General features: G+C 35.1%; 28 protein-coding genes. 3 read left to right on the plus strand and 25 right to left on the minus strand.

The genetic code is table 11. The features are described 5' to 3' along the window. Window positions 1-95 precede the first annotated feature (95 nt). Window positions 96-1,268 carry a DcaP family trimeric outer membrane transporter gene (locus CW752_RS03085; RefSeq protein ID WP_133121645.1) on the plus strand — a complete coding sequence of 391 codons (1,173 nt, stop codon included), beginning with the start codon at window positions 96-98 and terminating at the stop codon, window positions 1,266-1,268. A 106-nt stretch (window positions 1,269-1,374) separates the two neighbouring features. Continuing rightward, window positions 1,375-1,527 (plus strand): hypothetical protein, encoded by a 153-nt coding sequence (locus tag CW752_RS16825; protein ID WP_185117559.1) that lies wholly within the window; start codon window positions 1,375-1,377, stop codon window positions 1,525-1,527. A gap of 1 nt (window position 1,528) precedes the next feature. On the opposite strand, the gene CW752_RS03090 is transcribed toward CW752_RS16825, so the two are convergent. From CW752_RS03090 to tpx, 25 genes are all read right to left on the minus strand, one after another. Further along, window positions 1,529-2,176, minus strand: a complete 648-nt coding sequence (locus CW752_RS03090; RefSeq protein WP_101238328.1) for a J domain-containing protein — start codon at window positions 2,174-2,176, stop codon at window positions 1,529-1,531. A 376-nt stretch (window positions 2,177-2,552) separates the two neighbouring features. Further along, window positions 2,553-3,101, minus strand: a complete 549-nt coding sequence (locus tag CW752_RS03095) for an alpha/beta hydrolase (protein ID WP_185117560.1) — start codon at window positions 3,099-3,101, stop codon at window positions 2,553-2,555. A 252-nt stretch (window positions 3,102-3,353) separates the two neighbouring features. Further along, window positions 3,354-3,611, minus strand: coding sequence for a hypothetical protein (locus CW752_RS03100; RefSeq protein ID WP_101238330.1), 258 nt, complete (start codon window positions 3,609-3,611; stop codon window positions 3,354-3,356). 89 nt (window positions 3,612-3,700) lie between these two features. Continuing rightward, window positions 3,701-4,033: a hypothetical protein gene (locus CW752_RS03105; protein ID WP_101238331.1), complete on the minus strand. Its 333-nt coding sequence runs from the start codon at window positions 4,031-4,033 to the stop codon at window positions 3,701-3,703. Between the two features lie 11 nt (window positions 4,034-4,044). Continuing rightward, window positions 4,045-4,599, minus strand: a complete 555-nt coding sequence (locus tag CW752_RS03110) for an RNA polymerase sigma factor (RefSeq protein ID WP_185117561.1) — start codon at window positions 4,597-4,599, stop codon at window positions 4,045-4,047. A gap of 526 nt (window positions 4,600-5,125) precedes the next feature. Then, window positions 5,126-7,129 (minus strand): alpha/beta hydrolase family protein, encoded by a 2,004-nt coding sequence (locus CW752_RS03115; RefSeq protein WP_101238333.1) that lies wholly within the window; start codon window positions 7,127-7,129, stop codon window positions 5,126-5,128. Window positions 7,130-7,311: 182 nt separating this feature from the next. Then, window positions 7,312-7,770 carry a hypothetical protein gene (locus CW752_RS03120; RefSeq protein WP_101238334.1) on the minus strand — a complete coding sequence of 153 codons (459 nt, stop codon included), beginning with the start codon at window positions 7,768-7,770 and terminating at the stop codon, window positions 7,312-7,314. Between the two features lie 118 nt (window positions 7,771-7,888). After that, entirely contained in the window at window positions 7,889-8,344 is a 456-nt protein-coding gene (locus tag CW752_RS03125) for an SRPBCC family protein (protein WP_101238335.1), read from the minus strand. 53 nt (window positions 8,345-8,397) lie between these two features. Beyond that, complete coding sequence (locus CW752_RS03130) at window positions 8,398-8,826, minus strand: ATPase (protein WP_101238379.1); 429 nt, start codon at window positions 8,824-8,826, stop codon at window positions 8,398-8,400. Between the two features lie 46 nt (window positions 8,827-8,872). Continuing rightward, window positions 8,873-9,706 (minus strand): SDR family oxidoreductase, encoded by an 834-nt coding sequence (locus CW752_RS03135; RefSeq protein ID WP_101238336.1) that lies wholly within the window; start codon window positions 9,704-9,706, stop codon window positions 8,873-8,875. Between the two features lie 47 nt (window positions 9,707-9,753). Continuing rightward, window positions 9,754-10,620: a VOC family protein gene (locus tag CW752_RS03140; RefSeq protein ID WP_101238337.1), complete on the minus strand. Its 867-nt coding sequence runs from the start codon at window positions 10,618-10,620 to the stop codon at window positions 9,754-9,756. Window positions 10,621-10,781: 161 nt separating this feature from the next. Beyond that, on the minus strand, window positions 10,782-11,039 hold the full coding sequence (locus CW752_RS03145; protein ID WP_228401598.1) for a hypothetical protein: 258 nt from the start codon (window positions 11,037-11,039) through the stop codon (window positions 10,782-10,784). Window positions 11,040-11,056: 17 nt separating this feature from the next. Further along, window positions 11,057-11,470 (minus strand): SRPBCC family protein, encoded by a 414-nt coding sequence (locus CW752_RS03150; RefSeq protein WP_101238338.1) that lies wholly within the window; start codon window positions 11,468-11,470, stop codon window positions 11,057-11,059. Window positions 11,471-11,550: 80 nt separating this feature from the next. Beyond that, window positions 11,551-11,982, minus strand: coding sequence for a VOC family protein (locus CW752_RS03155; protein ID WP_101238339.1), 432 nt, complete (start codon window positions 11,980-11,982; stop codon window positions 11,551-11,553). Window positions 11,983-12,015: 33 nt separating this feature from the next. Then, window positions 12,016-12,795, minus strand: coding sequence for an alpha/beta fold hydrolase (locus tag CW752_RS03160; protein WP_101238340.1), 780 nt, complete (start codon window positions 12,793-12,795; stop codon window positions 12,016-12,018). Between the two features lie 3 nt (window positions 12,796-12,798). Continuing rightward, window positions 12,799-13,323: a hypothetical protein gene (locus tag CW752_RS03165; RefSeq protein WP_101238341.1), complete on the minus strand. Its 525-nt coding sequence runs from the start codon at window positions 13,321-13,323 to the stop codon at window positions 12,799-12,801. Window positions 13,324-13,623: 300 nt separating this feature from the next. Continuing rightward, window positions 13,624-14,085, minus strand: a complete 462-nt coding sequence (locus tag CW752_RS03170) for a hypothetical protein (protein ID WP_101238342.1) — start codon at window positions 14,083-14,085, stop codon at window positions 13,624-13,626. 39 nt (window positions 14,086-14,124) lie between these two features. After that, window positions 14,125-14,535, minus strand: coding sequence for a VOC family protein (locus CW752_RS03175; protein WP_101238343.1), 411 nt, complete (start codon window positions 14,533-14,535; stop codon window positions 14,125-14,127). Between the two features lie 158 nt (window positions 14,536-14,693). Further along, the gene (locus CW752_RS03180) at window positions 14,694-15,104 is read right to left on the minus strand and encodes a VOC family protein (RefSeq protein ID WP_101238344.1); all 411 of its coding nucleotides are present in this window, start codon (window positions 15,102-15,104) and stop codon (window positions 14,694-14,696) included. A 77-nt stretch (window positions 15,105-15,181) separates the two neighbouring features. Continuing rightward, window positions 15,182-15,772: a Crp/Fnr family transcriptional regulator gene (locus tag CW752_RS03185; RefSeq protein WP_101238345.1), complete on the minus strand. Its 591-nt coding sequence runs from the start codon at window positions 15,770-15,772 to the stop codon at window positions 15,182-15,184. Between the two features lie 275 nt (window positions 15,773-16,047). Next, the gene (locus CW752_RS03190; protein ID WP_101238346.1) at window positions 16,048-17,259 is read right to left on the minus strand and encodes a DUF763 domain-containing protein; all 1,212 of its coding nucleotides are present in this window, start codon (window positions 17,257-17,259) and stop codon (window positions 16,048-16,050) included. A 59-nt stretch (window positions 17,260-17,318) separates the two neighbouring features. Continuing rightward, entirely contained in the window at window positions 17,319-17,723 is a 405-nt protein-coding gene (locus tag CW752_RS03195; protein ID WP_101238347.1) for a glyoxalase superfamily protein, read from the minus strand. A gap of 11 nt (window positions 17,724-17,734) precedes the next feature. Continuing rightward, complete coding sequence (locus CW752_RS03200; RefSeq protein ID WP_101238348.1) at window positions 17,735-18,082, minus strand: VOC family protein; 348 nt, start codon at window positions 18,080-18,082, stop codon at window positions 17,735-17,737. A gap of 311 nt (window positions 18,083-18,393) precedes the next feature. Further along, window positions 18,394-19,083 carry an alpha/beta hydrolase gene (locus tag CW752_RS03205; RefSeq protein WP_101238381.1) on the minus strand — a complete coding sequence of 230 codons (690 nt, stop codon included), beginning with the start codon at window positions 19,081-19,083 and terminating at the stop codon, window positions 18,394-18,396. 478 nt (window positions 19,084-19,561) lie between these two features. Then, window positions 19,562-20,062: a thiol peroxidase gene (gene tpx, locus CW752_RS03210; protein ID WP_101238349.1), complete on the minus strand. Its 501-nt coding sequence runs from the start codon at window positions 20,060-20,062 to the stop codon at window positions 19,562-19,564. Between the two features lie 250 nt (window positions 20,063-20,312). Between tpx and CW752_RS03215 the strand changes: the two genes are divergently transcribed. Next, on the plus strand, window positions 20,313-22,532 hold the full coding sequence (locus CW752_RS03215) for an NADP-dependent isocitrate dehydrogenase (protein ID WP_101238350.1): 2,220 nt from the start codon (window positions 20,313-20,315) through the stop codon (window positions 22,530-22,532). The last annotated feature ends 2 nt before the right edge of the window (window positions 22,533-22,534 follow it).

Genomic DNA, 22,534 nt, shown 5'->3' on the forward strand with positions numbered 1-22,534 from the left:
AAAGAAAGAAAAAAATCAATAAAAAAACTAATAACATAAACAAATGCCTATGAGAATATAATTGAAACACAACAACAAAAGACACAACACACACGATGAAGAACGCACATACAAGGTTTGTAGCCTTAATAGTCTCTGCCTTGATTTCTCATGCCAAAGTTTCAGCACAGGTTACCCTCACCTCCATTAAAACTGAAAATCAAACTGATTGGGACCTCTATGCAAAAGGGTTCGTACAAACTGATTTCATGATAGATTTTCAGGATATGAAAATGAAAGACGGTTTTATCACCCACTCAATAGAAATCCCTCAACACAATGCAGTAAGCACCAATTTCAGTATAAAACAATCACAGCTAGGATTAGGAATAAAACAAAAAACAGGAACCGGTTTATCTGCTTATGTAGAAGTAGACTTCTATGGTCCGAACGGAACTACCGCTCCACGCCTTAGACACGGATATATACAGTGGAATAAATGGCTTATCGGGCAAACCTGGGGTAATTTTTCCGATCTTGAAATTGTTCCTAATATATTTGACTTTGTTCCTCCTAACGGAATGATTTTCACCCGAAGAATTCAGCTTAGATATACTACTCCTATTTCTGCAAAAGAAACGTTATCAGTTTCCATGGAAGATCCTAATATCCCGAGCATCACTCTTCCAACTGATTCATTAAACTGGAAAAAAAGAGCTACAATTCCAACATTTACAGCAATGTATCGATATGGAAATGATAAAAGCTATATCAAAGCAGGAGGTATTCTGACACCCATAAGCTACGACACAAGATCTCGTACACAAGATCCGTATAAAGTCCGTACCATGATGGGCTGGGGCGCAATGGTTTCCGGAAAACTGTATCTTGACAACCATAATATCGTAAGCCTGCAAAGTTCTTTCGGAAAAGGGTTTGAAACGAATAATACAGATTTAAACAATGAAAAATATGATGCTGTACCCGATCCTCATGACGGAAACCGGCTAAAAACATTACAAATGTTCAACATCATTGGTATCTATGAGCATTGGTGGACTCCTAAATGGAGCTCAGTGGCTTTCATCAGCCATTCCAGTATAGGAAATGAAGATTTTATTGTAAAAGATATGACGAAAAACTTTCAACACATCGGAATGAATATCGCTTTTCATCCCTACAAAAAAGTGAGAACCGGAATAGAAACCACTTATGGAAGAAGACAGAATTTTGCCAACCAGGAGGCACATGCATGGAGAATTCAGTGGTCTACTTCTCTCAGTTTTTAGAAGCATTTGGAAACAAAAAATAAATGTGGGACTGCTATTGATCAGGTTTTAAGAATTTTATGAAATTTTATTAATTATATTTATTCTAAATTAATATATTTGCAGTATGAATATGATTACACCGTTTAAAGTTCCGCCTTTAACTCCTGTCTATGCCTTCAACAATGAAGAAATGTTTTGTGAAAAGAAATCATGCTGCAAAAAGTTCAAGAAAGGGAAAAGATGCAAAAAATGTCCCGGAAGAAAGAAAATGGCTTAGATTAATTTAGGGATTTTATAAGTATATAGAGAGCTATTGCCAATATAATAATCCCCCAAAGCAACATCATAATTTTAGGTTGACCGTACTTATTCACTACTGTTTTAGGTTGTGGCTTGAACATTTCTTCCACTGTATTTTTGAATTTCTCGGAATCATTTTCAAAAACCTCAGTAATGGTAATCCCCTGTACAACGGTCTTATGCAACAATGAATTGGTGGCATGAAGCAAAAGCTGGAATTTTCCGTCTTTAAATTCCGTAATTTTAAAAATCCTCTCACCATAAGGTTTTTCTAACCCAAATGGTAATACTTTCACGACATCAGCGTTACTCGTTTGCCAGTTGATGATAATCTCCTCTCCTTTTTTCGCATGAATTTTATTCGCCGTAAAAGTTTTGATAGCAGGCGGAATATTATATCTGAAACTTCGCTGGTGACTTTCTAAATTCTGATCATAGGTACGTCTCCTACCCGGATCACTCAATGTTTCATAAGCCTCCTGAATTTCACGGAACCGATCGGCAAAGAAATTATCATTTTCATTTTTATCGGGATGGTATTTTAAAGAAAGTTTTCGATAAGCTTTTTTGATGTCTTCTTCCGAAGCATCCTGAGAAATACCGAGAAAATAGTAGTAGTCTTTCATTGAGCAATACAAAAATAAGGATTTATTTCTCTTCGTGTTCGATGTTCATGGTAAAACTTTGTTAGAAAAACAAATCAAAAAGCCATTACAAATCAAAGATAAAATAGATATTTCAATGATACTTTTATCGTTCCAAGCACAGCCTGAAGGTCTTCGAACGTAGTTCAACCTGAAATCCCTAGATATTGTTTCCCACTGATTTCACAGATCACCCAGATATTGGGAAAAACTTACATCATGTTGATATCAAAAAATTAATTAGAAATCTTTTTTATAATTGCCATGTGAATACACTCATAAAAATTCATGAATTTGTGTCAAAAAAAACGAACGCATCTTAAAAATCTGTGGTTTTCTTGTTTTTTATAATAACAACTTACTTACGAGAGATCCAATCTTTAACAGGAACTATCCAAGCATCAAGAGCTTTGAATAAAAATCCGTGATTCATTCCCGTAGCAAGCTCAATTTCTTTGAAATCTTTAATATCAGACCTGATGAACCTTTGTTCTTGCGACAGCGAAACATGTCCGTCATCCGATTTTTCAGTTATGGAAAGGATTTTTCCATAAAGCCTGAAGTTGTTATCTTTCTCCAAAGAATCATCTTTAAAACTCGCACCAATAAATACAAATTTTAATTGTGGATTTTTTTCATAATATGAAACATACTGAGCAATATAGCCCCCCTGAGATGTACCCACAACTGTAATATGTTCTGCCGGAATACCTTTTTTCATCAGACTGTCAATCTGTTTCTTCACCTTCTCAGCATAAACCGAAGGTTCTGTGCCGGCTTTCCTTTTCTCGGAAATCACAATTGTATTGTTATCTCTTAACCGATCTAATACTTCTTCGTATTCTGCAGTGCCATATTTAGGATGTTTTTCTTGTAAAGAATGTTCTTCCAAAAATTTATTATGCAAAAAGAAAATATATTGTTTTTGCTGAGTCCTTTGCCCAAAAACAAAGATTGAAAAAAGTAATAGAAATAGACTAACAATATTCTTAGAAAACATAGGTTTATCAGGATTTAAAGACAAATTTAATATTTAAAATAATGGAAATGTCTTTCGTTTTCGAAAAATGTCATTCTTTTGAATAAGAAAATTCCGGCTCGGGGGAAGCGAAGCTTCCCGAGCCGGAATTTAACAATTTCAATGAGTTTTGTCTATTTCTTATGCTTCGCAGATATTATCTTTTCTGCAGCATTTTGATGCAAATTCTTTTTTGAATTTTCCTTTCAGCTCCTGATAATCATCTTCATTCATTTCCCTGATTTTATCGGCTAATCCGAAAGGTGATTTTTCTTTAATTCCATATTCATCAAAAATACCTTTGATAAATCTTTTTCTTTGTGCGGCTTTTTTAGCGATTAAAGCTACCCCCACAACGGCTAGTGCTCCCAGAGCTCCTTTTAATGCTGAATTTTTCATTTTTCTAATTTTAAATTTTACTACTTCTTGTTTTTTATATAGACGAATGAATTTTAATTTTACTTTACTACTTCTTTAAAATTTTTAAATTATTCGTTATTTCTATTGAAGAATCCTCCTGAACATTTATTTCTCCAAACTTCTTTGAATTTTTCTCTTTCCTCAGGAGACCAGCTTTCCATTTTCTGTCTCATCTTTCTCTCCTTGAAATCTTTCATTCCTTTACCGAAATGAAATCCTCCGAAAAGAATTTTACTTAAAACCAGGATTCCCATTGCCTGCCAAAACGAGATAGCCTTTACTCCTAAAACTTCCGGAAGAAGACTGTTCCAAAGCAACATTACAATCCATGTAACAGCTGCTAAGATCAACGGCGGACATAACAATAAAAAAATCCAGCCTTTTTTGTGTTTATGATTCATAATTTCTTTTTCTAACTTTTTAAATCTTCGTACAATTTTCTCAATCTATTTCTTAGATGCTTCACAGCATAGTTTTTTCTACTGATGATGGTCTTGATATTTTCTCCCTGTTCATCTGCAATTTCCTGGAGGGTTTTGTCGTTCAGTTCATTCTCTACATACACCAGTCTTTGTTTTTCGGGAAGCTCATCAAGTGCTTCAAACAGTTTTTTCCAGATTTCATCCTGAAACATTTTCACATCAGGACCTGCGCTTTCATCCATCAATAGAATTTCTTTGATAGAGAAACTTCCGTCTTCATCTTCATAGACGAAATCTTCAAGATTTTCTGTTTTCTTTTTACGGTAACGGTCTGTGATTTTATTGGCCGTTACTCTATATAGCCAACCTCCTACATTCACAATCTCAGAAAGATTGGTAAGACTGCTGAACTGATACCACACTTCCTGCAGAATATCTTCCGCATCTTCAGTGTTTTTCACTTTGGGACGAATATAAGACATCAGCTTCCCTCCGTAGTTGGAAACGGTCTGTGAGATGATGCTTTCTTTCTCCTTCTGTGGCATTGTTATTTTTTCGACAACCTCCATATTGCTATGACGGCTATCCTTTTGGTTTTACTTTAATAAATTTAAAATATTTTTTTCAAAATTCAACTTTTCCTATATTCATCGGGCTTTTATTTCATATTTTATGCATCAGCAACCCATTATTTATTGCTCATTGCCTATTACTCATTTTTTTCGGGAGCTTTTTCCTGCTATCCGCTCATACTCCTCTCGTCAAGCTTGTGCCAACAGCAACTGTGGGGTAACCGCTTCTATGGGCTAGAACAGCTCTTATTGTTCAAAATAGTAGATTATGGTACTAGGGTTATTTGCATAATCTGCGAGAAAAAAAGATTCCATGCTGCACTACTGAACTACGTTCGCAGACCTTCTGTCTGTGCTCTGAATGACAAAATGGGTACATAATTCAAATCACCTGTGGAATATCCAAATTTTATCGAGATTGCTTCGCTATGCTCGCAATGACAAAAAAAGAAACGGAAGACACAATATCTTCCGTTTCCATTATAATAAAATTATTAGTTTACTTATTGAAATTTTCTGCAAAAAATCCTAACATAGACTTATACAATTCAATCCTGTTAGGTTCTTTCCCAAATCCATGTCCTTCATCGTATTTTACCATATAAGGAACTTCAAACCCTTTAGCTCGCATCGCTTTTACAATTTGATCGGATTCATTGATGTTTACTCTAGGATCATTAGCGCCCTGAACCACAAACAGAGGTTTTTTAATCTTATCAATCTGGAAAACCGGTGATACTTCTTTAGCAATTTTAGCTTCTGCCGGATTGTCAAGATCATACCATATTTGTTTTACCATCTCTTTGTAAGGTTTCCAATATTCCGGGAATGAATCAAAGAAGGTGAAAATATTAGATACTCCAACGTAATCTACTCCACAAGCATATAAATCCGGTGTTTTAATCAATCCCATTAAGGTTGCATACCCACCGTGACTTCCTCCATAAATCGCTATTTTATCTTTATCAATCCATCCTTGGCTAATAACATATTTCACACCGTCTTCCACATCATCCATTGCTTTTCTTCCAATCTGTTTGTATCCGGCTTTCTGAAACTCTTTTCCATAGCCTCCTGAAATTCTGAAATTCACCTGAAGAGTAGCATATCCCCGGCTTGCAAATAATTGTGTTTCAGGATTGAATCCCCAACTGTCTCTGATTCCTTGCGGTCCCCCGTGAGGGTTTACTACCAGAGGAACTTTTTTACCTCCTAAAGCAGCTTTGGGCAGGGTAATATATCCACGAATCGTCAAACCATCTCTGCTTTTAAACTCGATAGGCCTCATCTCAGCCATATCTTCTTCTTTTAGTTGTGGCATAAGATTATATAAAAGCTTCACTTCTTTGGTTTTCGTATCATATTCGTAATAAGTACCATAGAGTTTATCACTGGTAACAATTACAAGCAACTTATCATTATTATCGTCAGAAGAAACAATAGCAAATTCTTTATCTTTAAACTCAGATTTTAGTTTATCATCAATTTCTTTATAAAATTTACTTACCGGAACTGTTTCTCCTTTTACCCCTTCATAGCTGATGTAATCCAATTCATAGTTCCTGTTCTTTCCGGCAACGCTTATAGAACTCACATCGTAGACAGGGTTGGAATATACTTCTTTAATCACGGCATTTTTCTTTAGATCATACAAAACAATTCGTGTTTTATCTCCGTCTAAATTGGTTACCACATAAGCTTCATCCTTATTTTTGGAATTATCATTAAATCGGATAATATTGAAAGTATCCGACCAATCTGTTGATTTAAGAAGGCTAAATTTACCTGTTTGCTGATCTTTATAATATGTTTTTGAAGTCAATCCATTTTCGAGAACAATATATCCCCTAAGATTTCCGTCCTTATCAAAAATATAATCATTAATAGGGCTACTAACATCTTTGTTTTCATACAGCTGAGTAATTTCCCCGGTAATAAAATTGATTTTAAAAGGTTCAAAGATTTGTTTGTTGTTCTTATTCATCGTTACAATAACAAAATCAGTGTCTTTTATAGGAGTTATTTCACCCAGGGTAATTCCGTCAAAAGGCGTTAAATCTTTAAGGTTATTTCCATCAATATCGGCAGCATAAAGATGAATATTTTCATTTCCACCTTTGTCCTGTGTATAATAAAGGCGTTTTTTATTGAGCCAACCATAACTTTTGATCAGATCGTCTTTTTCAACAATCGCCTTGGTAATTTTTCCGGAACTCAACTCTTTAACATACACATGGTTTTTCTTATTCGGGTCTTTCTCTTTGTAGGAAAGGTATTTTCCATCCGGGGAAATTTTAAATACTGAAGCTTTTGGCCTTGCAAAGTAGTCTTCAACTTTATATTTGAAGTTTCCTTTATCATAAGAAACCAACTTTTCAAGATTTGCTTTTGAAGATGGCAGTGTGGGATCACCCGGTAGCTTAGCCGTTGAATTTTGCGCGTTGATCATAATAGCTGTGATTATAATATTGGCAGTGGTTAAAATTTTGGAATTTAGATTCATAACTTATGTTTTTTAAGGTAAAACAATCGTCAGCATTTAAGCTTTTAAATTCATGAAAGAATAAACACTTTTATAATATTAGACACTTCAAAAAGCCAAAATGTTACAAATTCAATAATTTTCCAGAAAATAAAATAGAGACAATCTCAAAAATCGAATAAATTAACCTTTGTCACATGATATCAAAGTAAGCATATACCGAAATACCAGGTCCAGCCTATTAAAATAACCTGCATCGGAATTCTTTGAAGATAAAGATATTCCATCCCCGGACCTGTATAATCCGCTTTGAAGATATTAATGTTTTTTTGAGATGAATTGATGTTGGCGATAAAGACCAACACATAAAAAACGATCAATAAAGTGGCAGTAATTCCACGCAGAGGAGGAATCATCAGACCTATTCCTGCTGCAATTTCTAAAAACCCGGTAAAGTATACCCAAAATAGCTTTCCCGGAATGAAATCAGGAATCATCATTGCCATTCCCTTTTGAAATTTAAAATGTGATAATCCGGTAAATATGATAAAAACAGCCATACCCAGATTTCCTGAAAATAAAAAATCCGGCTTTCCATAAAACACTGTAGTTCCCAGTAAAGCCAGAATAAATGTACCGAAAAGGATTACTAATAGTTTCATATTTTGTTGATAATAGAAATTAAAGAAAGATATAAACATAAAGATGTGAAATCTGAAACAACAACCAGCTGGTTCACAACCTTAAATTTTAAACTTTAAACTTTGAACCCGAAATTGATTATACAGCATCCAAACTCACACCCTCAGCTAAACTTTTCACAACAATCAATCCTTTTGTAAATCCTGTATCCATATGGTCTTTCCATTGATTATCAACCTGAACTTCTGTATGAAGCTTTGTTTTCCCGTCAAAATCAATTAAAAAGTATTTTTCAAAAGAACCGTTCCACTCCATTACTTCTTTACTTTGGGTATCTTCTATTCCATCTTTTACGACTCCCAAGTGTTTAAAAACAACTTGATAGGGCTCCTCCAGACTGTCTATTGTGGAAACCATGCCTTCTCCTTTATCGTTTAGGAAATAAGTTTTACCTCCTATTTTCCAATCTGATTTCATAATGGATCCTGCACTAAAATACTTTGTCCATTCGCTATACGTTTCCGGACTCCAAAGAATGTCCCAGACTTTCTGCACTGGAGCATCAATTACTGTTTCATAAGATAACGTTTCCATATTTTTAAATTTTGTGATGATTTGATTTGGTTCTTTTTTATATTATCAAAACTTTAAAGCTGATTTTCTGAAAGGTGTTTGATAATCTCCAATGCTTTGGGAAATTTTTCTTCAAAAAATGCTTTAAATTCTTCCCGTGTCTGGATCTCTCCTTTCAACAAAGTTCCTTCTTCATTTTCTTCCAAAATAAAAGTCTCCGTAGGATTTCCCCAATCCTGAGGAACTTCAATTCCTGCGTAAATTTCTCCAAGGTGCAAAAATTTCATTTCCTGATTGGGAATATTAACTTCAACACGGCTATACATTCCGTTATTATTGGGATCAAAAAATTTTACAATACTCCCCTCTTCAAGGGTTCCCTGATAAAATGAACCTTTTGCAAAAGCCGAAGTCCATTGCTTATAGGTAATATCTCCCCATAGTACACTCCACACTTTTTCTGGTTCTGCATTGATCTCAATTTCATATGATAAAATTTCCATAAGCATATATTTAATTTTGATGTCAAACTGAAATATCTTCATTATTCTAACCTCCTACGAAATCTCCACCATTGATATGAATTACTTCTCCTGTAATATAATTTGCATCTTTAGAAGCGAGAAAAACGTAGGCAGGGGCCACCTCTGAAGGCTGCCCGGCTCTTTTTAATGGTGTATCTTTCCCAAACGTAGAAAGATTGTCAAAAGCTTCTTTTACTAGAGGAGTCCATATCGGACCGGGAGCAATTCCATTCACCAGAATATCTTTTTCTGCAAGATTATCGGCTAATGAACGAATAAAGGAAAGGACAGCTCCTTTCGTCGCTGCATAATCAATTAAATGATCACTGCCGCGATATGCGGTAACAGATGTTGTACAGATAATTCTCCCTCCTTTACCAATCAATGGAAGAAAAGTTCTTGTGAAAGAAATCATAGAAATGATATTAGTATCAAACGTTTCCCGAATCTGTTCATCAGAAATTTTCTCCAGACTGTTTTTTGAGGTATGAATTCCTGCGTTATTAATCAGAATATCCAAATGCTTCCATTCTGATTTAATTTTATCAAAACATTTTGTTCTGAAATTTTTTCGGGTGAGGTCACCTTTAATTAAAATACAGGTCTGACCTTCTTTTTCAACCAATCTCTTGGTTTCTTTAGCATCGCCGTCACTTTCTTTATAAATAATAGCAACATCAGCACCTTCTCTGGCAAAATGAACGGCTACTGCCTGTCCTATGCCACTATCTCCACCGGAAATCAAAGATTTTTTGCCTAATAGTTTCCGACTTCCATAATAATCATCCCTGATAATTTCCGGGAATAGCCCATCTTTAGGGACTTTTGATTTGGATTGTGATTTGTTCTGTGTTTTCATAAGCAAACCCTTTCTTAAATCACATCAAACAATAAGCCGAAATAACTTTAAGAGTTATAAGCGTCTTCCAGATCTTTTATAATAATTTTCTGCATTTTCATCATTGCCTGAACAACTTTGGATGCTTTTTCCGCGTCTGGATCACTCATCAATTGAAGAAGTCTCTTAGGTACAATTTGCCAGCTTAATCCGTATTTATCTTTCAACCAGCCACACATACTTTCTCTGCCTCCATCCGAAGTAAAAGTATTCCAATAATGATCGGTTTGTTGTTGATCTTCCGTCATCACAACCAATGAGATTCCTTCATTAAAATCAAACTGATGATCATAGGAATTATCCATACAGAATAATGTATAACCATCAATCACAAACGTAGCATGCTGAACATTTTCTGACGGTTCAGATATTGGATGGCCTTCGCCTCCTTCTCCATATTCCATTACGTTTCCAATGCTTGAGTTAGGAAAAGTCTGAGTATAAAACTTCATGGCTTCTTTGGCTTTACCGTTATTTCCATGAATAAACATCAAGGTAGGAACTATTTTCTGGTCTTGTGCTTTTTCTCCTAAAAATAACTGCCAGGTCACACCATATTTATCCTGAACCCAGCCATATTTTTTGCTCCAGGAATAAGAACCTAACTCCATTAGAGCTATTCCACCATCTACTAATTGATCCCAGTATTTCTGAACCTCATCTTCCGTATCACAAATTACCATCAGAGAGATGGAAGGATTTTTTTTAAAATGTGGTCCACCGTTGAGCAGCATTAGTTTTTGTCCAAACAAATCAATGTTCATCACCACAGGTGTATCTGCAGTAATTTTACCACCAAAAACTTTGCAGTAGAATTCTGCAGATTGTTTTGCGTCTCCGTCATACCAAAGACATGGAAAAATATCGTTGTTCATAATTTTAAATTTTAATATTAACTGATTTAGCTTAATGATTGATGCTCGTGCAGATCATACAGATATTTGTATAAAAATCTGCTTAATCTCGGCAATCTGCGAGAGTTTTTTATTGCCATGAATGCACGAATTTCATGCTATGATGCATGATTTTATACCTTTTATGCTTCTTTAAAAAACACCTGATGCTCTTTCATATAGTCTTTTAGCTTAATCATCGTATTTTTACCGAAGCCGTGAAGCTCCATAATTTCTTTCTCAGAATAATCCGATAACTTTTCTAAAGAATTTATTTTTTCCTTTTCCAAAGCCTTTCTAGCAGAAATTGCAATAATCCCATGAAGGAATTCTTCTTTAGGATCATACTGAACAGCATAAATGGAGTTCAAACTCTTTGACATGATGACTAAATTGATCATGGCTGCAAAAAATATTTTTAGTGATTCTCGACATACTTATGGAAATTATTGAGAATTGCATACCAGCCATCTCTTTGCATTTCCACAGAATTTTGTTTTTCGGGATCGAAAATTTCAATAACCTTCGTTGTATTGTCATCAATTTTATCGAAGATTACTTCCACTTTTCTTCCGTCTGTAATATGATATTTTATTTTTTCCTGAGGTTCAATTTCGTCATAGACCCCTTCAAAATAAAACCCAAAGCTTTTATCTTTGGCTTCCATTCTGTTTTTAAATTTTCCTCCTACCCTTAAATCATTTTCAGAACTAGGGCATTGCCAGCTTTCATGGGCAAAATTCCATTTTGTAATATGTTTGGGCTCATTGAAGTAATTCCAAACCTTCTCAACCGGAGCTAAAATTGTAATGTCTATTTTAATCGGATCCATAGTTCTTATTTTGGTGATTGGGACAAAAGGGCTATCTGAAAAACAGATATCCCTTTTTTTATAATGAGTTAAATATAAGATTATTTTGCGTATTCTTCATTATAGTTCACCATCCAATGAACACCATATTTATCCTGAAAGCTACCAAAATAGTCTCCCCAAAATTGATCTTCAAGAGGCATTTCTACTGATCCACCTTCAGAAAGTCCTTTAAAAATTCGGTCTGCTTCTGCTCTTGAATCCGGGAAAATAGAAACGTAGTTATTGTTTCCGACTGTCAGAGTCTGTCCAAATCCGGGAACAATATCAGAAGCCATTAAAAGGTCATTTCCTATCGGTAATGCCACATGCATTACTCTGTTTTTTTCTTCATCTGATAGATTTTCGGTACCGGGAGCATTTCCCATTTTATGGATACCCCCCACAAATTCACCTCCAAAAATAGATTTGTAAAAATTGAACGCTTCTTCAGCTGTACCATTAAAATTCAGATACGGATTTAATTTAGCCATGATTTTTAATTTTAAATGTTATTTATTATTCTTTTATTGTTTTTTTAAAAATGTTTCCACCTCTTTAGTTGTAAAGTCTACTAAGTTTTTGTTGACATATCCCGCAAAATCAGCCATCATATAAGCTCCATGCACGCCCGGAAGGATCATTACCTGGGCCTCTTTTACTAAATGCCACATTGCTATGGTATGCTCAGGCTTCATAACATCTTTATCACCACTGATAAATAATGTCGGAGCTTTTATAGCCTGTAATACTTCATCATCCCAGTCTTCAAAGGTTTGCATTCTTTTGCTGTCTTTATCAAAAAGGTTCTCCAACTTTGAGAAATCCGGATTAAGATTCAAAAAATTGATTTTCAATGGTTCCGGCATCGATTCTAAAGTAGCTTCTTGCATTGCTTCAAAAAAGCCATCCATCATTCCACTTTTTTTATAGAAGGCTGATGCGACGACTAAGTTGTCTACAATTTCAGGGTAACGATATGCAATTTGCATCACGGTATTTCCTCCATTGCTGAATCCCCAAAAAGAAGCTCTATCAATATTGAGTTCCGCTAAAAGAGCCACCACATCATGCGCATCCTGTTCAAATGTTTCAGGAATATCACGATGTTCACTTCTTCCGTGGTTTTGTAAATCAATCCCGATTAATTGAAATTGATCGTCCAGCCTTTCAATAACTTCTTTAAAATCGAATAAAATAGAAGAACCTCCTCCGTGAATCAAAACCAATGGTTTGCCTGAACCATAAATTTCATAGTACAATTGAATTCCATTGACTTTTTTATAACCTTTTTCTACCGGATTCATTGATTAATATTTGAGGTTTTCATCCATCTCGTACTTCATCCCCGGATATCCCAGAATTTTACGCATTAGCCCTATTTGTCCACTAAGGTAATCCTCACGACCAATACACATTCCGATAAAATTGAGTTTTGTTTCTTTCACAAAAGGAATCTTCATTCCTATTTCAAATAATTCATCGAGCTCTTCATCAGTAACCTCCCATAGTTTTTGGTAAATTTTAGGGGAAATTTCATGAAAATTTTTCTTCAATTCAGCCAGCGTCGGATATTTTACATTTTCATCTAATGCTTTTCCCTGGAAAAACAAATCATTGTTTGGATCTTGCTCTTGTAGACCCAATACCCAGCCTAAGCCATATCGCATATTCACAAAATTTCCTACCATCCATACTATATGATTGGTTTTATTTTCAATCCTTTTCAATGCATCTTCTTCCGAAATGCCATCCAAAACATTCATAAAACTTTGGGAATGCATTCTGTAAGCAGGAATAATAAGCTCTATTTTTTTTGATTTTGGGGTGTCCATTTTTTTTGTTTTTATAGATTAATTTTAATTGTTGGAAATAAGACAGAGGCACAAGAATTTTATTTGCGATAAAATTGACTGAATACTGCTATTCTTTGCCTTACACTGATTTTGCAGATTGTGTTTAAATCTGTATAATCTCCTCCATCTGCGAGGGTTTTATAGCCACGAATGCACGAATTTTTATATTGCTAAATAAAATACGGTATATTGTGCTTCACGCTGATTGTGCAGATTGCGCAAATTTTGTTTAAATCTGTGTAATTTCCTCCATCTGCGAGGGTTTTATAGCCACAAGAATTATTTTATCGCTCCGGATTTCCCCAGAATTCTACGGATATAGCCTAGCTGTCCACTATGATAGTTCTCGTGAAAACAAAGGGTTGCAATATCTTTAATCTGCTCCTCACGGAAAGTCTCAAGAGTAGCCAGTTTTGCATTCAATTTGTCTTGTGATTGCTTTAAATATGATTTTAGTTCTTCAAAATTGATCAATTCATCTTTTCTTTCTAAAGCAATAACCCCTCTATTGTACGCAGAAAATTTGTCGCCGTCCCATATAGGCTCTCCTTCTAAAATGTTTAACAGACCATTTCTTACATAAATCAGATGTCCTAAAACCCAATTCATACAATTGGCCTCTCCATTAGGAAAAATCATTGATTCTTCGTGAGTAATACCTTCTATGTTGATAGAAACCACTTGGTACGTAACATCTACCTGATGTTTCACCAATTCTATTTCTTTTGATTTAACTTCCATAAGATCAGGGTTAATAAAATGATTATTCAAATTGATATATTATTCTGCAGGAAACTGAGAGACATCACCATACATTACTTCCCATTGATGTCCGTCGATATCTGCGAAGCTACTTTGATACATCCAGCCGTGGTCCATAGGCTCACTGTATTTTGACCCTCCGTTCTCAATTGCTGTTTTTACCAGCTGGTCCACCTCATCACGGCTATTTACACCAATCGCAAGAAGCACCTGCGTAGTATCTCCTTTAGCAAAAGGCCGGTTTGTAAATGTTTGAAAAAATTCTTCCTTCAAAAACATTGTATAAATATGGTCTTCTTTCATGATGACACATATTGCTTTATCATTTGAGAATTGTTCGTTGATGGAGAATCCGAGATTCGTCCAAAATGCTCTGGTTTTTTGTACGTCTTTTATAGGTAAATTGACATAAATCTGGTTTATTTTCATTTTGTAATTTTTAGTGTGAAATTTCTAATCTAAACACCCTCCGGTAATAAAGATCTATTTCTTATATGGTAAAAATGAATTCTATCTCAATGGGAAACCCATTTTTAAGTCACAGAGGACATGTTTTTTAAAGAATAAATGTTATGAAGCGTTGGATATTATTGTCCAGGCATTTGAGACGGATCAGCAAAAGTCATATTCCAGCCATGTCCGTCCGGATCCCAAAAAGAATTTTGATACATCCAACCGTAATCCTGAGGCTCTTCATGTTGTGACCCTCCATTTTCCAGGGCAGAGTTCACTACTTTATCTACTTCTTCCCGACTATTAAGACCTATAGCCACCAAAACCTGGCTTGTATTTTCTTTAGCAATAGGTTTATTGGTAAAAGTCTTGAAATAGTCTTCTTTCAGGAACATTACATAGATATTATCTTCTTTCATCTGAACACACGTTGCCTGGTCATCTGAAAATTGTTCATTAATTGTAAAACCGAGTTGAGTCCAGAAGTTTTTTGTTTTCTGCACATCTTTTACCGGAAGATTCACATAGATTTGATTGGCTTTCATTTTTGTAATTTTTAGTGTTAAACTTTTAACCAAAATTACCAAGGTATAATGAAAGTCTACTTGCCATAAGGCAAGATTTAATTTTTCTTTGGATGAGAAACCAACTCCTTACGAATACGGCTTAAAGAAGTGTCTGTAACTCCCAGATAGGATGCAATCTGCTTTAAAGGAGCAAATTGGATGACTTTAGATTTTTGTTCCAGGAGATTAAGATATCTTTTGGTAGCTGAAAGGGTAAACATTTCTACAGATCGTTGTTTGTAGTCGAAAAGCTCTTTGGACATCCAGGATCTCCCCCATTCTCTAAGGTTAGGAATTTTATGAAATAGTTCCTGGAAAGTATCATAATCAAGCTTCCAGCATTCGCAATCGGTAATGCAAACAATATTTTCCTGAGACGGAATTCTTTGAAACAATGATAAAACCTCAATAATGACTTCATTTTCAACAAAAAAATGAGTAGTCACCTCATTCCCGTTAAAATCATTAACAAAGGAACGCGCTAGCCCTTGATCCAGAATATAGTATTCATTGGCTGTTTTTCCTTCTTCAAGAATAATATCCCCTTTTTGAAATGACTTTTTTTCATGGGCCTGAAATATTTCATCAAGTTCCTCCTTGAGAAAAAACGGAAAGTCGTAACATATTTCTAAGGCTTTATGAGTCATCAGATCATTTTTTTTAAGATTTTAAAATTAAAATTTTTTATTGAATTAAGACCAAAAATTATTAAACAAATTATAAAAAACACCACATACCACATTGTAATTAAAGCATTTTACAAATAATAAAAACTAAACATAAGCATTCTGCCGCCCATCAAATCAAAAATTCAATTTCACTCCAAAGACTAATCTTGCAGGATTATTAATCCAGATCTCAACAAGAATTATGACATGTATTTTTGTTTTTACAAAGATTTTAAAAGATCAATACTCTTTCCTTAGAATAAAGTCAACTGTATAGATTTTGAAGGGTTTGGCTTTTGTGCATCTCCAAAAACTGTTTTACCTCCAAACCGCCATGAATTTTGCCGTTCATCTTCAATAACATCCTGAATGTCAAAATCGGGTGTAAAATCTTTTTCGGCAGCCGCTACAATTTGATGCAGTTTATTCAGAGAATTTAGTTTATCTGTGTTTCCCAATTTAGATTTTTCAATTCCTCTTCTAAGGATATTGATACTCTCATCATAAGTATTAACAGGCACAGGAAAAGGATGTCCATCTTTACCTCCATGGGCAAAAGAAAACCTTGCGGGATCTTTAAACCTTGATGGTGCACCGTGAATGACTTCGCTTACCAAAGCCAGCGACTGCATTGTTCTCGGTCCGACACCTTCCAGCATCAGTAAATCTTCAAAGTTTTGTGGCTGTTGTTCACGAGTAACGTATAAAAGAGCTCCTAAACGTTTTAGATCAACATCAGAAGCCTGCACGTCGTGATGAGCGGGAAGAATCAGTCTTGAAAAATCCTTCATGACTTCTGCGGAATCTGTATGGGAAATATCCAGAATTCCTTTTCGGTTTTCAGAAGCATCAGCGTCGGTTAAATTAAGGATTCTTCCTCTGGAAACGCCATTAATTCCTGTATGAGGTTCCTCTACAAATGATTTTATATTTTCAGAATGCCAATGATAACGCCTTGCTGTTCCATCTGACTCGTGCATTCCTTGTTGGATAACACTCCAGTTTCCGTTATCGGATAAAACAAAATTATGCAGATATAATTGATATCCGTCCTGAATAGCCGTATTATCTACCTTGGCTGAAAGCTTACTGGCTCTTACCAGCTCTGTTCCATTCAAACCTGTTTTGTCTGCAATCTGGATCAATTCTGAAGGAGTTTCTCTGGAAAACTTTCCTTTTCCACCACAAATGTAAAGTCCTAATGACTGAGAATTTGGATTAATAGAACGCTTCAAAGCCCCCATTACCGAAGTGGTAATTCCTGATGAATGCCAGTCCATGCCCATTACAGCTCCGAAACTTTGAAACCAAAACGGATCGGCCAATCTGCGAAGAACTTCATCTTTTCCGTAATCCATAAGAATGACTTCAACGATAGAAAGTCCAAGGATAGACATACGTTCATAGAGCCACGGCGGTACCTTGCCGTAGTGAAGAGGTAAATCTGCTGTTCCTGAACGCTTCATCTTTAAAATTAAAAAACAAAGGTAGTATTATTCATCCTAAATCTTAATGATTTGAATCATTAATCCATAGAATAGAACTTCAGGTCTTTATGCTTCTCTTCATTATATTCTTCTTCAAAAGTAATTTGATTTCCAACAGGATCAATTACGGTAAAAGAGACAGCTCCGTAGAATGTTTTTTCAAGACCCGGACGGTTATATTTATATTTTTTGTCTATCAGTTCCTTGTGGTATTCCGGAACGCCTTCTCCCCAAACAGCAACTCTGGTTCCCGGAGTTCCGTCTCCATGATGTTCGCTTAAATGAAAAATGATATTTTCTCTTTTCACTTCCATATACACCGGAGTATTTTCATCAAAATAATGCTCCCAAACGATCTCAAACCCTAACCAGTCTACATAAAATTCTTTTGTCTTCTGATAATCAAAAATTCTGAGAATAGGAATAATACGGTCTGCTTTCATATGTATCAATTTTATTGATGAGAAAGGATATTAATTACTTTTCCAAATGGATCTTTAACAAAAAATCGACGAACGCCCCATTCTTCATTAGTAATGTCATATACGATTTTAAATTCTTCCTTTTTCATTTTATCATAAATTTTGTCCACATCATCCACTTCAATGGAGAAATCCGGTACCTCGGTATCATTTCCGCCTTGTTCAGCAAAACTAATCTGAACTTTGGATTCTTCATTATTTCCGAAAGTTTTGATCCAACCAAGATCCATCAAAACATCAAGTTCTAAAATATCCTGATAAAACAGACTGGCTTTTGACAGATCATTCGTCTTTATATTGGCTACGATTCTTTTTACCATTTTTGAATAAGTATTTCATTAAAGAGCCTTGTGAAGTTACGTAGAACATTCCAAGGCATTACAAAAGTTTATAAGAGAATGTTTAAATTTTATTAAAAATTTATTTGACCCCTTAAGATGAATTAAGTTGTTGAGGGTAATTAAGAAAAAATCAAAGATTTTTTATAAGCAAAGTGCATGAAAGCGCAGCTCAAACTTAATATTCTAAAAATCTTAAGAATCTTAATGGTGAAACTTATTTGTAATAAAAAATGGTAAATTAATTCTTAAAATAAAACTTTTTAAATTTAAACAGGCTCCAGGTATATTTTTTAAAGTGAAGAAGCTGCCTCTAAAATCAGTTGGGTAACTTCTTCAGGATGTGATGCTAATGAAGCATGACCTGCGTCTAATGAAATTATTTTCTTCGGTTCTAGACGTTCCGCCATTTCCTTTTCTGTTTCAGCCGGAATCATGCGATCCTTCTCTGAAATCTGATACCAACTCGGCTTTTTCTTCCATGCCGGTTCCCCTGCTTCATCACCAAAACACTGGCCATGAATAGGTTTTTGAGACAATGCCATTACCAGAGCTTTTTCATCGTCCAAATCCTGACAGAATGCCGATTGAAATTCATCATATTTGATCCACAAAAAACCTTTATTATCAGGATAAATACTCGCTCCACCAGGGGATTCCCTTCTTCCCAGAAGAGAACCTAAGCTATCTCCTGCATCGGGTGCAAAAGCCGCAATATAAACCAAACCGGCCACTTTATCATGATTTCCAGCCCCTGAAATAACAGCTCCCCCATAGGAATGTCCTACTAAAAGCACTTTCCCATCCTGAGCATCAATAAGATCCTTAGTCTTATTAATATCATCCTGTAATGAGGTTAAAGGATTCTGAACACTTCTCACTTTATATCCTGCTTTGGTAAGAGCAGGAATAATGTACTGCCAATGTGAGCCATCTCCCCAGGCTCCATGTACCAAAATAATGGTTAAGTCTTTTTGTTCCATGATGATCATATTAAAATTTGCTGATGATAAAGGTACATCATAAAATCTTTACAATCGTTAAATTAATTTTATCAACGATACTTTTTCTCACTACTAGCACAAAACCACAAAAATCAAACACAAACAATTTATTTTCAATAAAATAAATAAAAAAAAACTTCCTTCAAAAAATGATTTTGTTAGCTAAAAAAGCCTTGCAAAAACTAGTTTTACAAGGCATTTATAGGTTTAATTCAATACGAAGCTGTTTAAACTTTTATATTGATTATTTTTAACCACAAAAGGTTTCACCACTTAAGTTTTTTAGAGTCAGGCCTTATGCATAATAAGGACACTTAAGCTTTGTGAAAATCTTTGATTTTCATCTGATATGGACTTTTCTACGAAATCGTTTTAAACAAACTTACTTAAGTGAACTAAAGTGTTTTAAAATGAAAGCCTCTGTGATTTATAAAGTTTAAACAACTTTTACATCATTTTATTTTAATGCTGCAAGTGCTGCTTCATAATTAGGCTCATCGGCAATTTCTGAAACCTGCTCTGTATACACCACTTTATTGTTTTCATCTGTAACGATTACGGCACGGCTTAATAATCCTTTCAAAGGAGAATCTGTAATCGTCACTTCATAATCATCACCAAAGCTGCTTCTGAAATCTGAAAGGGTCTCAACGTTATTCAATCCTTCTGCTGCACAGAATCTTCCTAATGCGAACGGAAGATCTTTAGAAACATTAATAATCACCGTCCCATCTAATTTTGAAGCTTCTTCATTAAATTTTCTGCTGGAAGCTGCACAAGTAGGTGTATCAATACTTGGGAAGATATTGAACACTTTTTTCTTTCCTTCGAAGCTTTCTAATGTTTTTACATTTAATCCTGAATCTACCAAAGCAAAATCCTTAACGATTGTTCCTACTGATGGTAATGTTCCTATTGTGTGTACTTCGTTTCCTTTTAAAGTGATTGTCGTTGACATAATATGTTATTTTTTAAAGTTTTTCAAATTTACTCAAAATGTAAAGTTTTTCCTTCAAATAAAGGTTAAATAATTCTTAAAGTAAAAATAAAGCTGGATTTAATATTCCAATAAAAGGAAACGAAACTCATATAATGTTTCAAATAAATTTTGAGACGGCCTTCTCTTTTTTATGCAAAAAACCTAAATAAAACAATCATATTTAGTAAATTTGTGGGTCTTAAAAAATCAAATAATAAATAACAGTATAATGTCAGAAAAATCAAAAATCTATTACACACTTACTGATGAAGCTCCAATGCTGGCTACACATTCGTTTTTACCAATCGTAAAAGCTTTCACTAAATCAGCAAATATCGAGATCGCGGTTCCGGATATTTCTTTGGCAGGAAGAATTTTAGCAAACTTTCCTGAGTTTTTAAAAGATGACCAAAAAATTGGTGATGCTTTAGCTGAATTAGGAGAATTAGCGACCAAACCAGAGGCTAATATCATCAAATTACCAAATATTTCTGCTTCTGTTCCTCAATTAGATGCTGCAATTGCTGAGCTTCAGGCTAAAGGATTTGCCGTTCCAAATTATCCTGCAGAGCCTAAAAATGACGAAGAAAAAGCAATCAAAGCTAAATATGCTAAGGTTTTAGGTAGTGCTGTGAACCCTGTATTGAGAGAAGGAAACTCTGACAGACGTGCTCCAAAAGCTGTTAAAAATTATGCTAAAGCTAACCCTCACAGAATGGGTGACTGGGCATCTGACAGCAAAACTGATGTAGCTCACATGAACAATGGTGATTTCTACGGAACAGAAACTTCTACAACGTTAGAAAACGCTACAAAATACAGAATCGTATTCAAAGGAAATGATGGTGCTGAAACGGTATTGAAAGATTTTGCAGGTCTTCAGGCCGGAGAAGTAATCGATTCTTCTGTAATGAACTTAAATGCATTAAAAGCATTTGTTCAGGATGCCATCGAAGAAGCAAAGAAAAGAAATGTACTTCTTTCTGCTCACCTTAAAGCTACGATGATGAAAATCTCTGATCCGGTTATTTTCGGGGCTATCGTAGAAACATTCTTCAAAGATGTATTTACGAAATATGCTGAAACTTTCAAGTCTTTAGATATCAATCCAAATAATGGTCTTGCAGATCTTTTCGAAAAAATCAAAGGAAATGCTCAGGAAGCTGACATCAAAGCCGATATCGAAAAAGCCCTTGCTGACGGACCAAGAGTAGCAATGGTAAATTCTGATAAAGGAATTACTAACTTCCACGTTCCTTCTGACATCATCGTTGATGCGTCTATGGCTGCTCTTGTAAGAGGTGGAGGTAAAATGTGGAACAAAGACGGAAATGAAGAAGATACGGTTTGTATCATTCCTGACCGTTCATATGCAGGTTTCTATCAATCTGTCATTGATGATATGAAAGCTCATGGAAAATTAGACCCTACAACAATGGGATCTGTCCCTAATGTTGGTTTGATGGCTCAAAAAGCTGAGGAATATGGTTCTCACGATAAAACATTCCAATTATCTGCTGACGGAACTGTAGAGGTTCAGGATGAAGCGGGTAACGTTCTTCTTTCTCAAAAAGTAGAAAAAGATGATATCTTCAGAATGTGTCAGACTAAAGATGCTCCTATTCAGGACTGGGTGAAATTAGCGGTAAACAGATCCAGACTTTCTGAGACTCCGGCTATTTTCTGGTTAGACAAAGGAAGAGCTCACGATAGAGAAATCATCAAAAAAGTAGAGAAATATCTTGCAGATTATGATACGACAGGTCTTGACATCAGAATTATGGATGTAAAAGATGCCATGACGGAAACATTAAGAAGAGCAAGAGAAGGAAAAGATACTATTTCTGTTTCAGGAAATGTATTGAGAGATTACTTAACTGACCTTTTCCCAATTCTTGAACTTGGTACTTCTGCAAAAATGCTTTCTATCGTTCCATTAATGAATGGTGGTGGTTTATTTGAAACAGGTGCCGGAGGTTCTGCTCCAAAACACATTGAGCAATTCTTAGAAGAAGGATACCTAAGATGGGATTCTTTAGGAGAGTTCTTAGCTCTACAAGCTTCTTTAGAACACTTAGCTCAAACTCAGGGAAATACAAAATCTCAGGTTTTAGCAGATGCATTAGATGAAGCCAACGCTAAATTCTTAGCTACGGATAAATCTCCGGCAAGAAAAGTAGGGCAAATTGACAACAGAGGTTCTCACTTCTATTTAGCAATGTATTGGGCTGAAGCTTTAGCCAACCAAACTGTTGATGCTGAATTAGCAGCTCAGTTTGCTCCGATTGCACAAGCAATGCAGGAAAATGAAGCAGTAATCAATGCAGAATTAATTGGTGCTCAAGGTAAACCTCAAAATATTGATGGATATTATAAGGCTGATACGTATAAGACCTATGCTGCTATGAGACCTAGCACTGTTTTAAATGAAATTATTGACGGGATCTAAAA

The organism is Chryseobacterium sp. PMSZPI, from assembly GCF_002835665.1.
In the GTDB taxonomy this organism is placed as follows: Bacteria; Bacteroidota; Bacteroidia; order Flavobacteriales; family Weeksellaceae; genus Chryseobacterium.

Coding starts and splice junctions, on each gene's coding strand:
- tpx (WP_101238349.1), bottom strand. CDS start 20,062: ATGTCAACGACAATCACTTTAAAAGGAAACGAAGTACACACAATAGGA.
- CW752_RS03160 (WP_101238340.1), bottom strand. CDS start 12,795: ATGAATCCGGTAGAAAAAGGTTATAAAAAAGTCAATGGAATTCAATTG.
- CW752_RS03085 (WP_133121645.1), top strand. CDS start 96: ATGAAGAACGCACATACAAGGTTTGTAGCCTTAATAGTCTCTGCCTTG.
- CW752_RS03195 (WP_101238347.1), bottom strand. CDS start 17,723: ATGAAAGCAGACCGTATTATTCCTATTCTCAGAATTTTTGATTATCAG.
- CW752_RS03115 (WP_101238333.1), bottom strand. CDS start 7,129: ATGAATCTAAATTCCAAAATTTTAACCACTGCCAATATTATAATCACA.
- CW752_RS03130 (WP_101238379.1), bottom strand. CDS start 8,826: ATGGAAATTTTATCATATGAAATTGAGATCAATGCAGAACCAGAAAAA.
- CW752_RS03135 (WP_101238336.1), bottom strand. CDS start 9,706: ATGAAAACACAGAACAAATCACAATCCAAATCAAAAGTCCCTAAAGAT.
- CW752_RS03145 (WP_228401598.1), bottom strand. CDS start 11,039: ATGATCAATTTAGTCATCATGTCAAAGAGTTTGAACTCCATTTATGCT.
- CW752_RS03125 (WP_101238335.1), bottom strand. CDS start 8,344: ATGGAAACGTTATCTTATGAAACAGTAATTGATGCTCCAGTGCAGAAA.
- CW752_RS03165 (WP_101238341.1), bottom strand. CDS start 13,323: ATGGACACCCCAAAATCAAAAAAAATAGAGCTTATTATTCCTGCTTAC.
- CW752_RS03150 (WP_101238338.1), bottom strand. CDS start 11,470: ATGGATCCGATTAAAATAGACATTACAATTTTAGCTCCGGTTGAGAAG.
- CW752_RS03180 (WP_101238344.1), bottom strand. CDS start 15,104: ATGAAAGCCAATCAAATCTATGTGAATCTTCCGGTAAAAGATGTGCAG.
- CW752_RS03200 (WP_101238348.1), bottom strand. CDS start 18,082: ATGGTAAAAAGAATCGTAGCCAATATAAAGACGAATGATCTGTCAAAA.
- CW752_RS03105 (WP_101238331.1), bottom strand. CDS start 4,033: ATGAATCATAAACACAAAAAAGGCTGGATTTTTTTATTGTTATGTCCG.
- CW752_RS03110 (WP_185117561.1), bottom strand. CDS start 4,599: ATGCCACAGAAGGAGAAAGAAAGCATCATCTCACAGACCGTTTCCAAC.
- CW752_RS03185 (WP_101238345.1), bottom strand. CDS start 15,772: ATGACTCATAAAGCCTTAGAAATATGTTACGACTTTCCGTTTTTTCTC.
- CW752_RS03170 (WP_101238342.1), bottom strand. CDS start 14,085: ATGGAAGTTAAATCAAAAGAAATAGAATTGGTGAAACATCAGGTAGAT.
- CW752_RS03090 (WP_101238328.1), bottom strand. CDS start 2,176: ATGAAAGACTACTACTATTTTCTCGGTATTTCTCAGGATGCTTCGGAA.
- CW752_RS03175 (WP_101238343.1), bottom strand. CDS start 14,535: ATGAAAATAAACCAGATTTATGTCAATTTACCTATAAAAGACGTACAA.
- CW752_RS03215 (WP_101238350.1), top strand. CDS start 20,313: ATGTCAGAAAAATCAAAAATCTATTACACACTTACTGATGAAGCTCCA.
- CW752_RS03190 (WP_101238346.1), bottom strand. CDS start 17,259: ATGAAGCGTTCAGGAACAGCAGATTTACCTCTTCACTACGGCAAGGTA.
- CW752_RS03120 (WP_101238334.1), bottom strand. CDS start 7,770: ATGAAACTATTAGTAATCCTTTTCGGTACATTTATTCTGGCTTTACTG.
- CW752_RS03155 (WP_101238339.1), bottom strand. CDS start 11,982: ATGGCTAAATTAAATCCGTATCTGAATTTTAATGGTACAGCTGAAGAA.
- CW752_RS03100 (WP_101238330.1), bottom strand. CDS start 3,611: ATGAAAAATTCAGCATTAAAAGGAGCTCTGGGAGCACTAGCCGTTGTG.
- CW752_RS16825 (WP_185117559.1), top strand. CDS start 1,375: ATGAATATGATTACACCGTTTAAAGTTCCGCCTTTAACTCCTGTCTAT.
- CW752_RS03205 (WP_101238381.1), bottom strand. CDS start 19,083: ATGGAACAAAAAGACTTAACCATTATTTTGGTACATGGAGCCTGGGGA.
- CW752_RS03140 (WP_101238337.1), bottom strand. CDS start 10,620: ATGAACAACGATATTTTTCCATGTCTTTGGTATGACGGAGACGCAAAA.